Source organism: Dyadobacter crusticola DSM 16708 (assembly GCF_000701505.1).
Taxonomy (GTDB): domain Bacteria; phylum Bacteroidota; class Bacteroidia; order Cytophagales; family Spirosomataceae; genus Dyadobacter; species Dyadobacter crusticola.
On record NZ_JNJB01000012.1, the window covers coordinates 175,700 to 193,966 of the forward strand.

Consider the following 18,267-nt stretch of genomic DNA (forward strand, 5'->3'; position numbering starts at 1 on the left):
GCTCCATACTTGCTATGGAGCTGTCCAAATTTAAGCATTTTCCGATAGTTCGAGCCAGCGCATTTCTTTGTCAGCCTGACTGTCGGTCAATTCTTCGATTTCCTTCGACCAGCTTGCCAGCTCATCGTGCGAGCCGCCGCTATTTAACTTTTCGACCAGAACAGCCTTTTGCTTTTCCATTTTCGCTATTTCTGCTTCAAGCTGCTCCATTTCCTTTTGCTCTTTATAGCTCAGCTTTTTCCTGGCAGGCGCATTTGCAACAGAAACACTTTCCTTTACCGGCTCAGGAGCTGCAACCGGCGCAGGCTTGGATCCTGCAATTTTTTTCTCTGCTTCCTGCTCATCCTGATAGTCCCGCAGCTCGGTATAGTTTCCTGGGAAGTCGCTGATTTTACCTTCGCCTTCAAAAACAAATATGTGCTCCACCAGCCTGTCAAGAAAATAACGGTCGTGGGAAACGATCATCAGACAGCCGGGGAAGTTCATCAGAAAGTCTTCCAGTACATTCAGGCTCGCAATGTCCAGATCGTTGGTCGGCTCATCGAGGATCAGGAAGTTGGGCTGCTTGATCAGGATCAGCAACAATTGCAATCTCCGTTTTTCACCTCCGCTCAGCTTCGAGATAAAATCGTATTGTTTGGATGGAGAAAAAAGGAATGCTTCGAGCAACTTACCGACTGTAACCGATTCGCCGGTTCCGAGCTGAACTACCTCGGCAACATCCTTCACGATATCAATTACCCGCTGATTTTCATTAAAAACGAGGTCTGACTGCTTGTAATAGCCAAATTGAACGGTTTCTCCCTTTACAATTGAACCTTGATCGGGAGTCAGCTCACCGGTAATCATATTCAGGAGCGTCGACTTACCCATTCCATTCTTACCAACAATCCCTATCCTGTCCCCTTTACGGAAAGTATATTCAAAATCCTTGATCAACTGCCGGTCGCCAAAACCTTTACTTACCTTTTCAAGCTCGATAATTTTGCTGCCTAACCTGGAAGTGCGGACATTCAGCTCCATTTTGGTATCAAACTTCTTCTGACTGGCTTTTTCTTTCAGTTCTTCAAAAGCATCAACCCGGTATTTTGCTTTGGTACCCCGCGCTTTCGGCTGTCTCCGGATCCAGTCCAGTTCTTTCCGCATGAGGTTTCTGGCTTTGTCAATGCCGGCTGCTTCCATTTCCTCTCTTTCTGCCTTCTTTTCGAGGAAATAGGAGTAGTTACCTTTATACGGATAAGCCGAACCGTGGTCGAGTTCGAGCATTTGATTACAAACTGTGTCGAGGAAGTACCTGTCGTGCGTGACTACCAGCAAAGTAGTATTTGACGTATTCAGGTAATTTTCCAGCCATTCTACGGTGTCCAGGTCAAGGTGGTTGGTAGGCTCATCGAGGATCAACAAATCGGGATCTTCGAGCAAAACCTTCGCCATCGCCACCCTTTTACGCTGGCCTCCTGAAAGTGCGCCGTAAGGAGTATCTGTATGGTGAATGCCAAGCCTGCCGAGCACTTCCTTCGTGCGATATTCAAAATCCCACGCATTGTACTTGTCCATGTCCTCCATTACCTCTGCCAGTTCGTCGTGATTATCGGTTTCAATGGCGTGTTCGTACCGTTTCACCACTTGCGCCACGGGATTGTTGGATGAAAAAATCACTTCCAACACGGGCAGGCTTTCGTCGAATGCAGGACTTTGATCAAGGTAACCAATGCGAATGTCCTTTCTGAAACTGACTTCGCCTTCGTCTGGGGGTATCTTACCTGTAAGAATGTTTAGAAATGTCGTCTTCCCCGTTCCGTTTTTTCCAATTAAGGCTACTTTATCGCCTCTGCTGATACCAAAACTGATGTTTTTAAAAAGCCATTTGTCGGCAAATGACTTTGCTATATTTTCTGCTGAAAGATAATTCATGATTAAAGCTAAAATTCAATGTCTGCAAAGTTAGAACAGATATCAAACAACTTAGAAAAAATTCGTTTTGATAGGGTAAATAGGCTAATATTGCCACTTATATTCAGTTAGATGGTTCCAACCGACTCGTTTTATTATTATGTCTAAACAATCTCTTTTCTTAATCTCAACACTCCTATTTTGTTTCAACGCAATAGCCCAAGACGCTAACTTTAAAAATTACACACAAAAAATCGGGGGCAGCCCAAAGGTATATGAAATGGTCGCTATTCCAGGCGGCGAGTTCATGATGGGAAGCCCTGCCAGCGAAAAAGGCCACAAAGCCGACGAAGGTCCCCAGCACAAGGTGAAAATCGAACCTTTCTGGATGGGAAAATTTGAAGTAATCTGGGATATATACGATCTGTATTCCTTCAAAAACATGGAGAAAGAAATGGCGGCCCGCCACCCGGATCCTGACAAATCAGTACAAAAAACAGATGCAAGTACCCGCCCCAGCCCACCTTATGTAGATATGTCATTTGGTATGGGTCGCGAGGGATATCCGGCTATCAATATGACGCAATATGCGGCTATCCATTTTTGCAAATGGCTTTACGAAAAAACGGGTGTTTTCTACCGGTTGCCAACAGAAGCTGAATGGGAATATGCCTGCCGCGCCGGATCGAAAACTGCTTATTCATTCGGCGACGATGCTTCCAAATTGGGAGAATATGCATGGTTCCGTGGCAACAGCGACGCAGCTTACAAAAAGGTAGGTCAGAAAAAACCAAATGCATTCGGACTGCATGATATGCATGGAAATGTAATGGAATGGACCCTGGACCAATATATCCCGGATTACTATGCTAAAAAGCCAGCCGGTGAAAAGTATGCGCCGGTGACTGAGCTTTACCCAAATTCAGTTCGTGGGGGATCGTGGGATGATGAGCCTTCGGAATTGAGAAGCGCGGCAAGAATACCGTCAAAGGCAGATTGGAAGATCCTTGATCCGCAATTGCCAAAAAGCGAGTGGTGGCTGACAAGTGCTTCATTTGTTGGTTTTAGAGTTGTCAGACCTCTTAAAACACCATCTCCGGAGGAAATCCAGGCTTATTACAGCCCTAAATTAATTGAAGACTATTGATCAACTATAACTCTTAATTCTTGAATAATGGAACAAAACAGACGTAATTTCTTAAAAGCATCGGGCCTCATCGCCGGCGGTGCGATATTGAATCCGCTGACAGGATACGGCTTCAATAGTTCTGTAAACGAAACGATCAGAGTAGCGCTGATAGGCTGCGGAGGTAGAGGGACTGGAGCTGCTGCACAAGCTTTGAGCACATCTCAAAACGTTCAGATCGTAGCAATGGCCGATGCATTTAAAGATCGTCTGGATGATGCATACAAAAACCTTACTGCAAAGAAATACAAAGACGCAACTGGAAAAGCTGTTGATACTGCTACCAAGGTTAATGTGCCTGACGACCGTAAATTCGTCGGTTTTGATGCATTCAAGAAAGCCATCGCATTGAAAGATGTAGATGTGGTGATTTTGGCAACACCTCCGGGCTTCCGTCCATCGCACTTCGAGGAGGCTGTCAAAAATGACAAGCATATCTTTATGGAGAAGCCAGTTGCTACTGACGCGCCAGGTATCCGTAAGGTGCTGGAAATCGCTGAGCAGGCTAAAAAGAAGAAATTGAATGTAGTAGTAGGTTTGCAGCGTCACTATCAGGCAAATTACATTGAGGCAATCAAAAGAATCCACGATGGCGCAATCGGTGATATCGTTGGCGGACAGGTATACTGGGTAGGAAACAGCCCCTGGATGAAGGAGCGCCAGCCAAACCAGACTGAAATGGAATACCAAATGAGAAACTGGTATTACTTCAACTGGCTTTGCGGCGACCATATCTCGGAGCAGCACGTTCACAACATTGACGTAGCCAACTGGGTGAAAAAGGGTTACCCTGTCGAAATCCAGGGAACAGGCGGACGTCAGGTGCGTACCGGGAAAGCTTACGGTGAAATTTACGATCACCACACACTCGACCTGGTTTATGCAGACGGAACAGTTATTTCCAGCCAGTGCCGCCAGTTCGAAGGAACGTGGAACCGCGTTGATGAAGCGTTTGTAGGAACGAAAGGCCGCATTGACAGCTTCGACGGCAAGAAAACAGCATTAAAAGACTACAAAGGCGGCGTTATCTATCAGCATGATGGTAAAGCCGACAAGAATCCATATCAGGTAGAGCACGACGAATTGTTTGCTGCTATTGCGAAAGGCGAATACAAGTTTGCTGACGCAGAGAATGGCGCAAAAAGTACAATGACCGCGATTATGGGCAGAATGGCTACTTACTCCGGTAAAATGGTGAAGTGGGACGAAGCGCTGAACTCAGACATTAATTTGTTCCCTGATAAACTTGCGTGGGATGCTTCTCCGAAAATTATGCCTGGCCCGGATGGACTTTATCCTGTGGCGGTGCCTGGTAAAAGTCAGGTTATCTGATCTTTTCCATTCAAATATTACAAACAAAAAATGGCTCATGACGAGCCATTTTTTGTTTCCATTCCCTGGTATCTCCCATCAATAAGCGACAGAAAAGTTAATGCGGTAAGTAGCATTTGCCGAAACAATTTTTTACATTCGGTAAGAGATCTTTTACGATCTTAATGTGGAACGAAACAAATGGTCAGTGAAACTTGGACTAGGAAACGCTGCACTTATTCTGCTCACCGGTATGATGACAATACTTACCGGTGTATTCCTCAACACCTCTCAAACACAAGTAAGTAATCCCATTATCCTTGCTGGCCTTATAATCGAATTTCTGGGAACGATCTGGCTAGTTCTGAGCCTCAATCAGCGCCGCAGAAAACACCGGCTATGAATTAAATTTTGCTTGATTTGTTCCTAAGGTAAAAATCAGCCAGCACCAACGCTGCCATCGCCTCTACGATAGGTACAGCACGGGGCACAACACAAGGATCGTGACGCCCTTTTCCCTGCACGACCACGACGTTTCCATTCTGATCCACACTTTCCTGATCCTGCATGATCGTGGCCACTGGCTTGAACGCTACATTGAAGTAAATATCCTGACCATTGGAAATACCACCCTGTACACCACCTGAGTGATTTGTTCTGGTGTGTACTTTCTCATTTTCGTCCACGAAAAAGGCGTCGTTGTGCTGTGATCCAAGTAGTTTAACACCTTCGAACCCGCTTCCGTATTCAAAGCCTTTTACTGCATTGATACTCAACATTGCCTTACCAAGTTCCGCGTGAAGTTTGTCAAACACGGGCTCACCTAGTCCCACAGGAGTACCCGTAACTACACAGCTTACTATTCCGCCGATAGAATCGCCTGACTTACGCACATTGTCGATATAATCAAACATCTGAGCGGCCATTTCCGGATCCGGGCAGCGGACCGCATTCTCTTCTGCTAGGGAAAGATCCAGCTCATTATATGACTTTTGCAGCTTCATTTGACCAACCTGCGATACGTAGCCCGTAATGTTGATGTTCATTTTTGCCAGAAACAATTTAGCGACTGCGCCGGCAGCTACTCTTGCAGCGGTTTCCCGGGCTGAGCTTCTGCCTCCGCCCCGGTAGTCTCTCGCTCCATATTTTTCCTGGTAGGTGTAATCAGCGTGCGAGGGCCGGAATTGCGTCGCAATGTGAGAATAGTCCTTGCTTCGCTGATCTTCATTACGAATGATCAATGCAATGGGAGTTCCGGTCGTTTTACCCTCAAAAACGCCAGAAAGAACCTCAAATTCGTCAGCTTCCTTACGCTGTGTGGTTATTCTCGATTGTCCTGGCTTACGCCGGGTGAGCTCGCTTTGAATGAAATCGGAATCAAATTCCAGTCCGGCCGGACAGCCTTCAATGACTACACCGATCCCAACTCCGTGTGACTCGCCGAAAGTGGCTATCTTAAATATCTTTCCGTAGGTACTTCCCATAACTATTTTCTAAAAACCCATATCAGCGTAGCCAGCAAAATGATGACAATCGCATTGGTTACTTCTTTTAATATTTTCTTGTAATCTGTTCCCTGCTTGCTGCTGTCGAGACTCTCGATGTTATCATAAAGACCGGAAGAACCGGACAGAGAAAGATTGGCTATTTTGTAATCCTCTCCTTTAACTTCCAATGATTTGGAGGATCTCAATGTATCATATTTTGCAAGATGCGAATTGAAGTAAATCCATTGAAAATACCTCCCGAGCGGAAATGTACCATCTTTACGGGGCACAACAAAGTAGTCGAAAGTCTTTTCTCCAATAACATTCTGATAGCTTCTCTTGATTATCTGACTTACCTCAGGCGGATAAATGTCTAGATTGGAATTGCTTAGAACAAGGGGTGTTGGCAAAGCTGCAATGTTCCCCACGCCCTCCACCTTAAACATATAACGAATGCTCTCGCCTGGATAAACAAGCGCAGCCGACAACGATTCTCTCAAACTATACTGGCCAACTGCCACCTGGTCCCGCAGCGGATGTTCGGGCAATTGTTTCACTTCCACAGCAACCACCTTAGACCGGAAGGGTTTCACGACCTTTTTATCCACATTTACTGCCGCGCTATTATCCGTCACCAACATATCGAGCCGAATGGCGGGAAATACAATTTTCTCCGTGGTAATAGGGAAAAGTCTCGCCTGGTACATATTATATTCGGTGTAGCGCTTTCCTTTGATTGTAATTCTTCTTTTAATAATCTCTTCAATACCTACATTCTCTTCCCAACAATTAGCTGGTCTTAATGTCTTTAAGATGGATTGAAATTGCTCATTGAAGCGATAGAACTCCATATCGACAGGCGCATTTTCAGCGATATAAAGCGATATTTTCAATGCAAAGCCCTCACGTATAAAGACGCGCTTTTTATCTGTTTGAACCGCAAGAAAAACAGCTTCATTATAATTCTCGATTTCGGCTTCGGGTGGGTCTGCGACTGCCTGCACTGTATTCTCCTCTGTATCCTGTGACGCCGAAAATACCGCCATTGTCTCTTCTGACCTTAGTTTCTGACCATTTATTGTAAGTGTAAATTCAGGAATCAGGTAGCTGCCGGCCTTCGAAGCATAGTACTCCTGCGTGATGGTCTGTATTACAACCTTCTTACCGTCAACAGTACTAATGGAGCTTGTTGCTGATTTGCTGCGCTTTTCCAGGTCACGAATGTCGGGGAATGTTACGGCCGGCCGTGTTTCAGCATCTCTTAGAACAACGGAAATAGTAAAGGGTTGGCTGAGTGTCAGATTTTTAGGCCCAAGCTCCACAGTAGCATCAGCATTCTGAACTTGCGCAGTGCAAATAAGAGAATAACACAAAAAAATATTTAATAACGCATATAATCTCATTTAAATATTTCGTTATCTTTATTAGCAATTGCTATGTCGGAATGTACATTCCGCGTCCCTAAACCACAAAATTAAGTAATCATATGGCCTCGATGCTTGAATACATTAAAATTATTCTGCAAAAAGTTAGCTTCGATCGCAGATTGTTCGAGAAAGAGCTTAAAAAAGCGATTCGTATGTTGATGCCAGCTGAGGTTAAGCGTTTAAAGCAATGGTGCTACGATCATTATGCTTCAGTGCATCTTCCTGTTCTGAATACCTGCTTTGCGCGGGTTACACCGTCTTAGTATTTTTTTGTTTTATAAAAGTAAGAGCCGCCTGGATTTTCCAGGCGGCTCTTACTTTTATAATAGTCTGGTTACTTCTTCTTTGGAGTTGCGGCCGTTTTAGCCTTTCCTCCTGTTTGTCCAGCCTCAGGCGATGCTACTGCAAGACCCAGGGCTTCCTTAGCTGATGCGTTATCCGGATCAACTTTCAGGAGCTTCTCCCAATATTCCTTTGCTTTCGCAGGATCCTTCTCAGTGGTTTGGCTGTAAAATGCCAGGTATCCATATGCAAGTCTCAAATATGATTTGTACTTGGATGGGTCCGGATCTTTTTCAGCCAGCTCTGCCAGTTTCGCATAGTATGGAGCAGAGATACCCTTGTCTATGTTTTCCTGTCTGTCGTAAGCATTGTAAAGCGTACTAGCTCTCCAATAGTATCCATAAGGCCACTCAGGCAGCTTCTCTGTAACGATCGCAAAGATGGAATCTGCTTTCAGATACAGATTCTTTTTATCCATCGCGATCCTCGCGCTATCAGCGAAGTTTGAATCCGCTGCTGTTGGTACAGTGAAGCTGGATGCTGTCTGGAAGTTCGCCAAACCTGTGTAGTAATAATCGTTGGCGCTCGCTTTTGCAGTGTCAAGGGCAATACCTTTTTCATAAGCAGCGGCAGCGTTAGGATAGTCTTTGGCAGCGTAGTACAAGGCAGCAACCTCTTTATAGGTAGTAGCCGCTTCCGTTTTGCTGGTATCCATATCAGCACCTTTCAGGATGTAAAGCACGCCAGTTGAGTCATAACCTTTTTCACCACCATTCTTCTGGTTGTATGCGCGTCCCAAATATTTGTAATCATCACCGATGATCTTATCAGGAGCAACTTTCATGAACTCATTCAGGTTCTCAATTGCTTTATCCGGATCGTTTTGTTTAAAGTAAGACCAACCGTACATACGTAGCGTAATCGGGTTATTGATTTTACCTTTGATCTCTTCCAGCAACTGCAGCGACTTAGCATAATCGTCAGCAGTGAAAGCAAACTGAGCTGCACGCAATTTCATCTCAGGGTCAGTAGTACCGCTTTTCTGAATGTACATGTCGAAGTTCTCAGCAGCTTGCTTGTATTTCTGAGCAAAGAAATACAATTCGGCAAGATCCTTGTAAGCAGGTGCAAAGTTGGCATCAGCTTCAATCGCCTTCTTGTAGTTTTCCAGAGCCAGGTTGTAGTTTTTACCACGCAGGTAAATCTGACCAATACGATTGTGGGCTACTGCATAGTTAGGCTTAGCTGTCAACGCATATTCATAAGCAGTTACAGCATTACCACCTTCATTACGTAACATCAAAGCATCACCTTTTGCAATGTAAGCATCAGCGAGATTCTTATCTCTCTTTACTGCTTCATCCAATAACCGGATAGCTTCTGCTGGATCGTTTTGCTTTTCAAATAGCGTGTAAGCCTCCCCAATACGGTAAAGAACCTCTGCATCCTTTTTCTTCTTCTTTTCAGCTTCGTCGAAGAGTTCCTTTGCTTTTGCACGGTCACCCTTTCCAAGCGCCACGGTTCCCAGACCGACTTTGTTCAAATAAGATTTATCATCAACCTGCAAACCTTTTTCAAACGCTTTCTGCGCTTCATCCAACTGGTCAGTCTTTATATAGTAATATCCCAGATAGTACTGGTTATCGGCCGAAGGGCTGCCCTCTGCGAGCTTTTTGAATACCTCGCCCGCCTCATTGTAACGTTCTCCGTGTATCAATGCCAAGCCATCCTGCACCGTTTGGGCGTGTAATTGCACAAAGGCTAATAATCCAAATACCAGTGCTACTAACTTTACTTTCATGTTTCTGTTCATTTTTTACCGGGTTAAAATAGTGATAAAAAATTTGGCTTTTTCAATAACAAATCCAAATCTATTAAAATTCTGTACTTTAAAAGTTTGCCCCGGTAGTGATCTCGAGTTCACGCGGGTAAGGTACCGTAGGAAGCAATCCCATCTTCTGAATAATCAATCCTCCTACGTCCCTGGCTATATAAGTCATCAATCCACCACCTAAACCTGAGTAGCCTTCACGACTGAGAATATATAGGTCCCTATGCAAGGGATATCTTTTAAATTCCAACCCACTTTGAAAGGGCTGTATGTAATCCGACAAAGAATCGGGATTTGTCTTCTTGGAGACTCCCAACACGTGTATACCTTGTGAAAGTTCCTCGGATGCAAGAGAATGACCGTCGCTAATCCAGCTTACACCAATAAATCCGAGGTATAAAGGATTCTTCCTGATCTGCTCAATTACCTTCTCATTAGAACCTGAGGAAATTATCCTCAAATTTCTGATGTCTTTGACCTTAAATTTCTCAAGAATATAATTGAGGTTACTTGCATTCGCATTGTCAAATACCAAGGTGATCGGCCCCTTTTGGTTTCCACCTTTAAGTTGAGACCAATCCTTCAACTTGCCTTCCATGATAGCCTGTACTTCGGCCATTGTAATCAGGCTGTCGGTATTAGCCTTACTCACAACAAGAGCGAGCCCATCGGTTGCAATATGCTGGTATTTCTGACTGCTCTTTTGTCTTCTTATAATCTCCAACTCCTTCTCATTCAATTGCCTCGTCGAGAAGACAATACGCGCACTGTCGTTCAGCAATTGTCTTATAGCCTCTTGCTCAGGTTTGTAATCAACTTTAAAATGCGCATTTGGATAAATTCCCTCGTAAGCATTCGTAAGCGCGCTAACCAACGGCTTGAAAGACTCATCAGAAGCAACTGTAATCGTACCCTGTCGGGGATTATCCAAATCACTGTTTCCAGACCCGCAGTTCAGCAAGCCAAACACTCCGCAGACACCTAATACTGCCAGTCCTAATAACCTGAATTTCATAGTTCCTCCTGATTTCTTCTCCGCCAGACCCTGTATCCTCTGTAAGCGCCATACAAAATAAGTGTGCCAGCAAACGCGTACCTGGGTACGCTTCCAACTGGTAACAACCTAAAAGACAAGGAGGAGAGGATCAAAAAGACCCCTCCTCCTATGTATGTCAAAGCCATCAACACAGAGGTCAGATCAGCGATCTTCTCATGCAATGGTTTTTCCGTCATGAGTTACTCCAGTTGGAAATTAATTGGCAGGTTGTATTTAACACGAACTGCACGTCCTGACTGCTTCCCTGGTTTCCACTTCGGCATTGCTTTCACAACGCGGATAGCTTCTTCGTCGCAACCAAAACCCAATCCTTTTAACACTGACACATCCTGGATACTTCCATCCGTATTAACAACGAATGACATAAAAACCCTTCCGGAAACGTTAGCACGAGATGCTGCACTTGGATACTTGATATTTTTACCTAAGTATTTGTACATTTCCGCAGTACCACCTGGAAATTCAGGCTGCTGCTCAACCACTGTAAAGACCTTCTCAGGCTCAGGTGCAGCTTCAACTACCGTTCCCTTACTTGGGGCAGCGACAGCTTCAGGAGCTACAATGATTTCGTTTGCGTTAGGATCTCCTTCAATGGTCTTATCAGCAACAACAGCCTCTTTGATCTCTTCAACTGTTGGAGGTGGTACCTCTTCAGGAACTTCTTCATCCTTTTTTACCTCAGGAGGCAAGAACTTCACCGTATTCACCTTAGGCTGCTCTACTGGAGGCGGCGGTGGCGGTGGCGGTTCTGCCGGGTCAATTGGCGGCGGTGGTATTTTCATTAAATCCACTTCAACCATTACTTCCTCTTCTTCCTGCCCTGCTGTCAGTCTATTGATGATAGACGGAGTAAACATTGCAAGAACAAAAAGTGCAGCTCCGATCAGAGTGGCCTTCGTAACATCAGCACGATAGCCTTTACGAAGTTCAAATGCACCGTACGCCTTATTACGATCAGCAAACACTATGTCATCCAGTGTTGCATTCGGGCCTAGTTCTGCCATGGCGCGTATTAGTTAATAGGTTAGATAAAAATTATTGGTCTTTCGGAACAATCTTGTCACCCAACAGCTTCTTTTCAGAATCCGTCAAAGTTTCCACAAGCGCGTACCTTTTGGATTTCGTAATTGCCATCTCATCCAATACGTCAACCATGTTCTTGTAGGTTGATACCTGGGTTGGCTTGATTACAACTACAAAAGGATCGTTCCCTTTTTCGTCTTTCGGGTTAGCAGCATTGATACGTTTCTGAGATGCAAAAATTACACTTCGCAAATCAAATCCGTAACGCGTTGTCTTCAAAGACGCTTCTGCCTTATCGTCATCCGCAGCTACTCCGTCCAGATAGTACACATCATCATTGGCACCCATGAAAAGGGTCAACACCTTTGATGCTTTTAAAGGTTCGGTTTTCTCCTGATCTTCCTTGTCAGTTTTATCGGGTACCGCTAACGACATCGAAGTAGGCTTCGACATGGTTGTTGCAAGCATAAAAAACGTGATAAGCAAAAATCCTAAGTCCACCATTGGTGTCATGTCTACACGGGTAGACATTTTCTTACCCCGAACCTTACCGTCGCCTTTGCCACCACCACCCGATTCTTCAATTGCTGCCATTTCTTGCTTTAATTAAAATGAATTACTTAATAACACCCTAATCGTTTGTGTAGCCGGCAGGCGCTTGCTCACTACCTGTTATCAGGTTGAACTTATTAATGTTCTGCGACTGTAAATTAGACAGCACATCCTTGAAAACAGGGAACTTCGACAGATTATCACCTTTCAGTGCGATACGAAGCCGGTTGTTTGCTTTACGAGCTGCATAAACCCAGTCAGCAAGTTCACTGGCACCAGTTGAGTCAACAGGGATACCAGGCTGTTTAACTTGGGACATTTGCTCTTTCGGCATATTCAGCCAAGGTTTCAATTGATTCAAAGGAAACCCAAAACTGGACTGCACAGCGAACTTGGCCTTTTCAGTATCAGTGAATGTGATCCCTTTTGATTGCCCGATGTTTTCCAACATCGCCGCTCTCACTGGCTGAGCATCCACGCCAAAGAACACTTTACCTGCTTTGTCGATACTAATGACCATGATATCATCATCCGGAACCTTGATCTGAGAAATCGAAGATGGAGTAGTAATCTCAGCATCGTTCGACTTAAAAGTCGCAGTCATAATGAAGAAGGTCAATAGTAAGAACGCTACATCAGTCATCGCCGTCATATCCGTATGCGGGGCGTGCTTCTTAGGTCTTACCTTTGCCATATCAAATATATAAGTTTTTTTTATATTAACGAAACTACACTATAAAATAGTTCAAAGAACTATCAATAATGTGCAGCAAAGTTTGACTGTAGGCTCATGCCGATTTCGTCAATGCTGTAAGTAAGATCGTCAACACGGCTGTTCAGGTAAGCGTATGAGATAGTAGCAATTGCCGACGTACCGATACCAAGTGCGGTATTGATAAGGGCCTCAGAGATACCAGTCGCAAGAGCCGCTGAGTCAGGTGAACCTGATGTACCAAGAGCCGCGAACGCTTTAATCATACCGATTACCGTTCCAAGAAGTGCAAGAAGTGTAGATGCACCCGCAAGTGTAGCGATAATAGTAAGGTTTTTCTGCAGCATTGGAAGTTCAAGCGTAGTAGCTTCTTCGATTTCTTTCTGAAGAGCTGCCAGCTTTTGTTCTTTGTCAAGAGCAGTCTCAGTAGTAAGCTGCTTGTATTTCAGAAGACCTGCTTTGATTACATTACCAACAGATCCTTTTTGTCTGTCACATTCTTTGATTGCTTCGTCAATTTGGTTTTTGTCCAAAAGGCTTCTCACTTTACGAACAAAAGAATCAATGCTTCCAGATCCTGACGCTTTGCTCAAAGTGATCAAACGCTCGATCGTGAAAGTTAATACAATAAGGAAACAGGTCATCAAAATTGGTACGATAGGACCGCCTTTGTAAACGATTCCATAGTAATCTCCGTCGATTGGACCTTTTTCGTGATCACCATCTTTAAAGTGTTCCGGGGCTCCCAGAACGAAAATGTACACGCATAATGCAATCGCAAATAGTAGAGGGATTACCAATGCCGGGTTTAAACCGCCTTTGCCTTTTGTTGCCGCCGCAGCAGGCTTTGGAGCAGGTGCCGGACTTGTAGCTTTCTTTTCCATCAGACTTACTTTTAAAGGTTAAATTGAGATTTTGGTTGTGAATTAAATAAAATTTTCGGTAAAAACTGGTTTTGGTAAAATAAAATTTCGATTGCTTTTTTCAATTATCGACATCTACAAAAGTATGAGTTTTCCTTTTAAAAAAAAGCAAGCTTTTGGTCAGATTTTTTATTTCTGATTTCAACTGGAAGCTGAAAAATTGAATATTTTAAAGATCGCCTCGCCCACTATTTTCTTAAAAAATCTAAGTTTAGTACTGATTAAGAACCAAATATCATAAGCTTATATACGTTACTTAATTGTACTCTTTGCGCCAAAGCCTTCATACATGTTTTTTAAAGCCGATAATTGTATTTCAAAATATTTCAAGAATAACTTAGAAAAGCAAATATTATTTTTCTCCTACTAAGTGTCTTAACAACAATTTTACAATTGCCTCCTTGCTGTTCGTCTGATTCATTCCGTTTTTGACAAAAATCAACATGAACGAAGACCAACTTTTTTAATGCTACCCGAGACATTATCCGTCCCAATCCCCACGTCGCAGTAGCGGTTTGGCAAAAATGAGGTAATTTTGACATTCCGTCAGTAGTTACTACTGCAACTTAACAAATTCTTAATACCATGAAAATCGATCGCGACGCACTTTACAAGGTAGCCCACCTGGCCCGCCTCGAAATACGTCCTGAGGAAGAGGAAGCTACGTTGAAAAGTATGGATTCCGTACTAAACTGGATGGATCAGCTCAATGAGATTGACACTGAAGGAGTAGAGCCGCTTACGCACATTCTCGACGAAGTAAACAGCTGGCGCACCGACGAGGCCGCCAATACTCTGAGCAGGGAAGATGCGCTTGCAAATGCCCCTTCTAAAAATGAGCGTTACATTATGGTACCGAAGGTGATTGAATAGCAGTGCTCAATGCAATGTAAAAGGATCGGCGTCAGATAGTGCAGGAAATTTGTTACGGTATCCTTCGAGCTCGCTCTTTGAAAAGCGTACGATCTTGATCACTTCCTTGTCGCCAAGTATGCAGGCCGGCTCTCCCAGATAGTCCAGCGCAACAGAGTCTCCCTGGTAACTCAAGCCATTTGGGTCTTCTCCCACCCTGTTCACGCCCACAACATAGCACTGGTTCTCAATGGCCCGCGCTTTCAATAGCGTATTCCAGGCGTGAGCTCTTTTCGCGGGCCAGTTTGCTACGTATATAAGTATGTCGAAAGGATCAGTAACGTTGTTTCGGCTCCATACCGGAAACCGGAGATCATAACAAATGAGCGGTGTGATCTTCCAATCTTTCCAGATTAGGGTGAGCCTTGTGTCCCCTGGCTTATACGATAGATTCTCCTTTCCCATTGTAAAAAGATGACGCTTGTCACTGAATACGAATGAAGCGTCCGGTTTCACACAAAATACCCGGTTATAGAAATTCCCGCCTTCTTTAACAGCAAAGCTTCCGATCAGCAATGCATTCGTTTGCGCAGCAATTTGCTTCATCCACCTGGTAGTGGTCAAATTCACAGGTTCTGCAAGATTGGTGTTCATCGTAAAGCCGGTATTAAACATTTCCGGCAGCACAATTACATCCACTGCTTCGGCGATCTCGGCAATCTTTTCTTCAAGTGAGGCCAGATTAGAGGTAATATCCTCCCAATAAAGGTCGGTTTGTACCAGCGCAACCGATAATGAATCCGAATGAACCTGAGGCATAGTTACCCTCTGACAAAAGTGGCTATATATATATGTACCTACCGTCGGCCGGGGAAGCGCATCCGGTAGTCTGCATCGACATTCCCTTTCGAGATATCAGTCAACTTCTTTTTGATAAACTGTCTTTTCAAAGTCGGTAAATAGTCGACGAACAACTTACCGAGCAAGTGGTCATATTCGTGCTGTATTACACGTGCCGCCATACCTGAATATACTTCCTCATATTCATTCCACTCAATATCGCGGTACCTGATGCGTACTGTTTCAGGACGGTACACATCTCCCCTGATCCCGGGTATGCTCAGGCAACCTTCCTCAAACGCCCACTCTTTGCCAGTCTCTTCCAGGATTTCGGGATTGATAAAGGTTTTCTTAAAATCTGCCAGTGACAAATCCGGCTCATCATCCTCGTCTTCCTTCTCAGCAAAAGGTGTTGCATCTACTACGAAAACCCTCACATTCAAACCAATCTGCGGTGCAGCCAATCCAACTCCATTCGCAGAATGCATTGTTTCAAACATATCTTCAGAAAGCTTTTTTAAATCCATTTCGTCTTTTTCGACAAATCTGGTTGGCTTTCTTAAAATCGGGTCACCGTAAGCTACAATCGGGTAAATCATTGGTTTTTAACTTTATTGACTAGTAAAATTTCTTGCATTGCCCCTGCCTTCCATAAATGACTGCAGAATGATAGTGGCGCTTACCTTATCTATATTTCCTTTCTCTCTCCTGTCGCTCTTCTTAGATCCGGCCGAAATCATAGATTGCAGCGCCATGTAAGAGGTAAATCTTTCATCGTGCGTGTGCACAGGTATTTCAGGAAAGTCTTTTTGGATCAACTTGATAAATGTCTGAACTCTCGCAGCGTTTTCACTATCTGTGTTATCCATCTTTTTGGGCATTCCAACTACAAATGCTTCGACTTGCTCCTGTGAAATATATTTTTTCAGGAAAGTCCGTAAATCATGCGTTGGTACCGTATCCAGCGCTGTGGCAATGATCTGCAATGGGTCTGTCACTGCAATTCCGCTGCGTTTGGATCCAAAGTCAATTGCAAGTAATCGCGCCATTTCTTAAAGATTGTTAACAGGTTGCAAAGATAAGACCTTTCAACTAGCTTTTCCCGATGTACGAACGGATAATCCGTTATGAACAGGGGTCACAGAATCCAGTTATATTTGCGGCATGATTGACAAGCGTTGGATACACCATCCTGAATTTACATCTGAGCAGCAGCAGACTGTTGCAGACCTTGCCGCTGCCCTGAACCTGAACCCTTCACTAGCTGCTTTGCTGGTACGTCGGGGCATACTAGACTTTGAACAATCCAGAAACTTTTTCCGCCCCGAACTTTCCCACATTCACGATCCATTCCTGATGAAAGATATGGATCTGGCAGTGGAGAGGCTTATTGAAGCAATTGACAGAGGCGAGAAGATCCTGGTATATGGAGATTACGACGTTGATGGAACCACCTCAGTAGCATTGTTCTATGGGTTTTTAAAAAGATTTTATGCAAATCTGGACTACTACATCCCCGACCGCTATGAAGAAGGCTATGGCGTTTCCTGGCAGAGCATTAATTGGGCAAGCGAGCATGGGTTTTCTTTGATAGTCACACTCGACTGCGGCGTAAAATCTGTTGATAAGGTTGAAGCAGCAACCGAAAAAGGCATCGATTTTATCATCTGTGACCACCACCGCCCCGGCCCTGAACTACCCAAAGCAGCGGCTGTACTTGATCCGAAGCGCGAGGATTGTGAATATCCCTATAAAGAGCTGACAGGCTGCGGCGTCGGATTCAAGCTTTTACAGGCTTTTTGCATTAAGCAGCATATTGATATCGAATTGTTGTTCGAATACCTCGATTTACTTGTCGTCAGCATAGCCGCAGATATCGTACCTATTACCGGAGAGAACAGGGTACTCGCATTTTACGGTTTGAAGAGATTAAATGCATCCCCAAGAACCGGTATCAAAGCATTGATCCAAGTTTCGGGAATGACCGGACATTTAGATATCACCAATGTTGTCTTTGGGTTAAGCCCCCGCATCAACGCTGCCGGCAGGATCAAGCATGCCAAAGAGGCTGTGAGACTGTTGCTTTCCGAGCTGGATGAAGAGGCAATGGAATTTGCTATGGAGATCAACAAGCACAATACCGAGCGGCGGACATTTGATTCCAGCATTACCGAGCAGGCACTTTATATGATCGAAAACGACGATTGGTTTACCACAGCCAAAAGTACCGTGCTTTATAAGGAAGACTGGCACAAAGGTGTAATTGGGATTGTGGCCAGCCGCTGCATTGAAAAATATCACCGTCCTACGATCATACTTACGCATTCACACGGAAAAGCCGCCGGATCTGCCAGGTCGGTGCCGGGATTTGATGTATATGAAGCAATCGAAGAATGCGCAGACCTGCTTGAACAATACGGCGGGCATACTTTTGCGGCAGGACTTACATTGCCTCTCCAAAACATCGAAGCATTCAGATCGCGCTTCAATGAAATCGTGAGCAGCAGGATTCTTCCGGACCAGATGGTGCCGATGATTAACATCGACACACTGCTCCATCTCGAATCGATTTCTCCGAAATTCTATAATATTATCCGGCAAATGGGACCGTTTGGCCCCGGTAATATGACGCCCGTTTTTGAATCCAGATTGGTGACTCTGGCGAGCAGGCCGAGCATTATGAAAGAAAAGCACATCAAGTTCGATGTGAAGCAAGGGAATTCCCAGGTTTACTGCGCAGTAGGCTTCGGCTTGGCCCGGTTTTATCCGGATCTTATCTCGGGTACACCGTTTTCAATCTGCTATTCGCTGGAAGAAAATAACTTTCGCGACAAAAAAACGTTACAACTCTCTTTGAAAGACATTAAGCTGCACGAGAACGAGCAGTAATC

The 18,267-nt window shown here is 44.4% G+C and carries 17 protein-coding genes; 5 read left to right on the forward strand and 12 right to left on the reverse strand.

What is annotated here, in order from left to right; translation table 11 throughout:
• Positions 1–30 precede the first annotated feature (30 nt).
• Complete coding sequence (locus Q369_RS0116730) at positions 31–1,914, reverse strand: ABC-F family ATP-binding cassette domain-containing protein (protein WP_031528940.1); 1,884 nt, start codon at positions 1,912–1,914, stop codon at positions 31–33.
• A gap of 139 nt (positions 1,915–2,053) precedes the next feature.
• Between Q369_RS0116730 and Q369_RS0116735 the strand changes: the two genes are divergently transcribed.
• Both Q369_RS0116735 and Q369_RS0116740 read left to right on the forward strand, forming a co-directional pair.
• Complete coding sequence (locus Q369_RS0116735) at positions 2,054–3,040, forward strand: formylglycine-generating enzyme family protein (RefSeq protein WP_031528941.1); 987 nt, start codon at positions 2,054–2,056, stop codon at positions 3,038–3,040.
• Between the two features lie 27 nt (positions 3,041–3,067).
• Positions 3,068–4,411 carry a Gfo/Idh/MocA family protein gene (locus Q369_RS0116740; protein WP_031528942.1) on the forward strand — a complete coding sequence of 448 codons (1,344 nt, stop codon included), beginning with the start codon at positions 3,068–3,070 and terminating at the stop codon, positions 4,409–4,411.
• A 383-nt stretch (positions 4,412–4,794) separates the two neighbouring features.
• Here the strand turns inward: Q369_RS0116740 and aroC are convergent, their stop codons facing one another.
• Both aroC and Q369_RS0116755 read right to left on the reverse strand, forming a co-directional pair.
• The gene (gene aroC / locus Q369_RS0116750; protein WP_031528943.1) at positions 4,795–5,874 is read right to left on the reverse strand and encodes a chorismate synthase; all 1,080 of its coding nucleotides are present in this window, start codon (positions 5,872–5,874) and stop codon (positions 4,795–4,797) included.
• Positions 5,875–5,876: 2 nt separating this feature from the next.
• Positions 5,877–7,250: a BatD family protein gene (locus Q369_RS0116755; protein ID WP_229206869.1), complete on the reverse strand. Its 1,374-nt coding sequence runs from the start codon at positions 7,248–7,250 to the stop codon at positions 5,877–5,879.
• A gap of 113 nt (positions 7,251–7,363) precedes the next feature.
• Between Q369_RS0116755 and Q369_RS29510 the strand changes: the two genes are divergently transcribed.
• Complete coding sequence (locus tag Q369_RS29510; protein ID WP_031528945.1) at positions 7,364–7,567, forward strand: hypothetical protein; 204 nt, start codon at positions 7,364–7,366, stop codon at positions 7,565–7,567.
• A 71-nt stretch (positions 7,568–7,638) separates the two neighbouring features.
• Here Q369_RS29510 and Q369_RS0116765 read toward each other — a convergent pair whose 3' ends face one another.
• The 6 genes from Q369_RS0116765 to Q369_RS0116795 all read right to left on the reverse strand — a co-directional run bounded on the left by Q369_RS0116765 (position 7,639) and on the right by Q369_RS0116795 (position 13,645).
• Positions 7,639–9,387: a tetratricopeptide repeat protein gene (locus tag Q369_RS0116765; RefSeq protein ID WP_229206870.1), complete on the reverse strand. Its 1,749-nt coding sequence runs from the start codon at positions 9,385–9,387 to the stop codon at positions 7,639–7,641.
• Between the two features lie 88 nt (positions 9,388–9,475).
• Positions 9,476–10,432 (reverse strand): substrate-binding domain-containing protein, encoded by a 957-nt coding sequence (locus tag Q369_RS0116770; protein WP_031528947.1) that lies wholly within the window; start codon positions 10,430–10,432, stop codon positions 9,476–9,478.
• A gap of 221 nt (positions 10,433–10,653) precedes the next feature.
• Positions 10,654–11,478: an energy transducer TonB gene (locus tag Q369_RS0116780; RefSeq protein WP_031528949.1), complete on the reverse strand. Its 825-nt coding sequence runs from the start codon at positions 11,476–11,478 to the stop codon at positions 10,654–10,656.
• A 31-nt stretch (positions 11,479–11,509) separates the two neighbouring features.
• Positions 11,510–12,091, reverse strand: coding sequence for an ExbD/TolR family protein (locus tag Q369_RS0116785; RefSeq protein WP_031528950.1), 582 nt, complete (start codon positions 12,089–12,091; stop codon positions 11,510–11,512).
• A 37-nt stretch (positions 12,092–12,128) separates the two neighbouring features.
• A complete protein-coding gene (locus Q369_RS0116790; protein WP_031528951.1) occupies positions 12,129–12,743 on the reverse strand; it encodes an ExbD/TolR family protein in 615 nt (204 codons plus the stop codon).
• A gap of 62 nt (positions 12,744–12,805) precedes the next feature.
• Positions 12,806–13,645: a MotA/TolQ/ExbB proton channel family protein gene (locus Q369_RS0116795; RefSeq protein WP_031528952.1), complete on the reverse strand. Its 840-nt coding sequence runs from the start codon at positions 13,643–13,645 to the stop codon at positions 12,806–12,808.
• 624 nt (positions 13,646–14,269) lie between these two features.
• Between Q369_RS0116795 and gatC the strand changes: the two genes are divergently transcribed.
• Positions 14,270–14,557 carry an Asp-tRNA(Asn)/Glu-tRNA(Gln) amidotransferase subunit GatC gene (gene gatC / locus Q369_RS0116805; protein ID WP_031528953.1) on the forward strand — a complete coding sequence of 96 codons (288 nt, stop codon included), beginning with the start codon at positions 14,270–14,272 and terminating at the stop codon, positions 14,555–14,557.
• Positions 14,558–14,563: 6 nt separating this feature from the next.
• Here the strand turns inward: gatC and Q369_RS0116810 are convergent, their stop codons facing one another.
• The 3 genes from Q369_RS0116810 to ruvX are packed head-to-tail and all read right to left on the reverse strand — an operon-like array spanning position 14,564 to position 16,425.
• The gene (locus tag Q369_RS0116810) at positions 14,564–15,355 is read right to left on the reverse strand and encodes an amidohydrolase (RefSeq protein ID WP_031528954.1); all 792 of its coding nucleotides are present in this window, start codon (positions 15,353–15,355) and stop codon (positions 14,564–14,566) included.
• 38 nt (positions 15,356–15,393) lie between these two features.
• Entirely contained in the window at positions 15,394–15,975 is a 582-nt protein-coding gene (gene def, locus Q369_RS0116815) for a peptide deformylase (RefSeq protein WP_031528955.1), read from the reverse strand.
• Positions 15,976–15,987: 12 nt separating this feature from the next.
• Complete coding sequence (gene ruvX, locus Q369_RS0116820) at positions 15,988–16,425, reverse strand: Holliday junction resolvase RuvX (RefSeq protein ID WP_031528956.1); 438 nt, start codon at positions 16,423–16,425, stop codon at positions 15,988–15,990.
• Positions 16,426–16,540: 115 nt separating this feature from the next.
• Between ruvX and recJ the strand changes: the two genes are divergently transcribed.
• Entirely contained in the window at positions 16,541–18,265 is a 1,725-nt protein-coding gene (recJ, locus tag Q369_RS0116825) for a single-stranded-DNA-specific exonuclease RecJ (RefSeq protein WP_031528957.1), read from the forward strand.
• Positions 18,266–18,267: the final 2 nt, after the last annotated feature.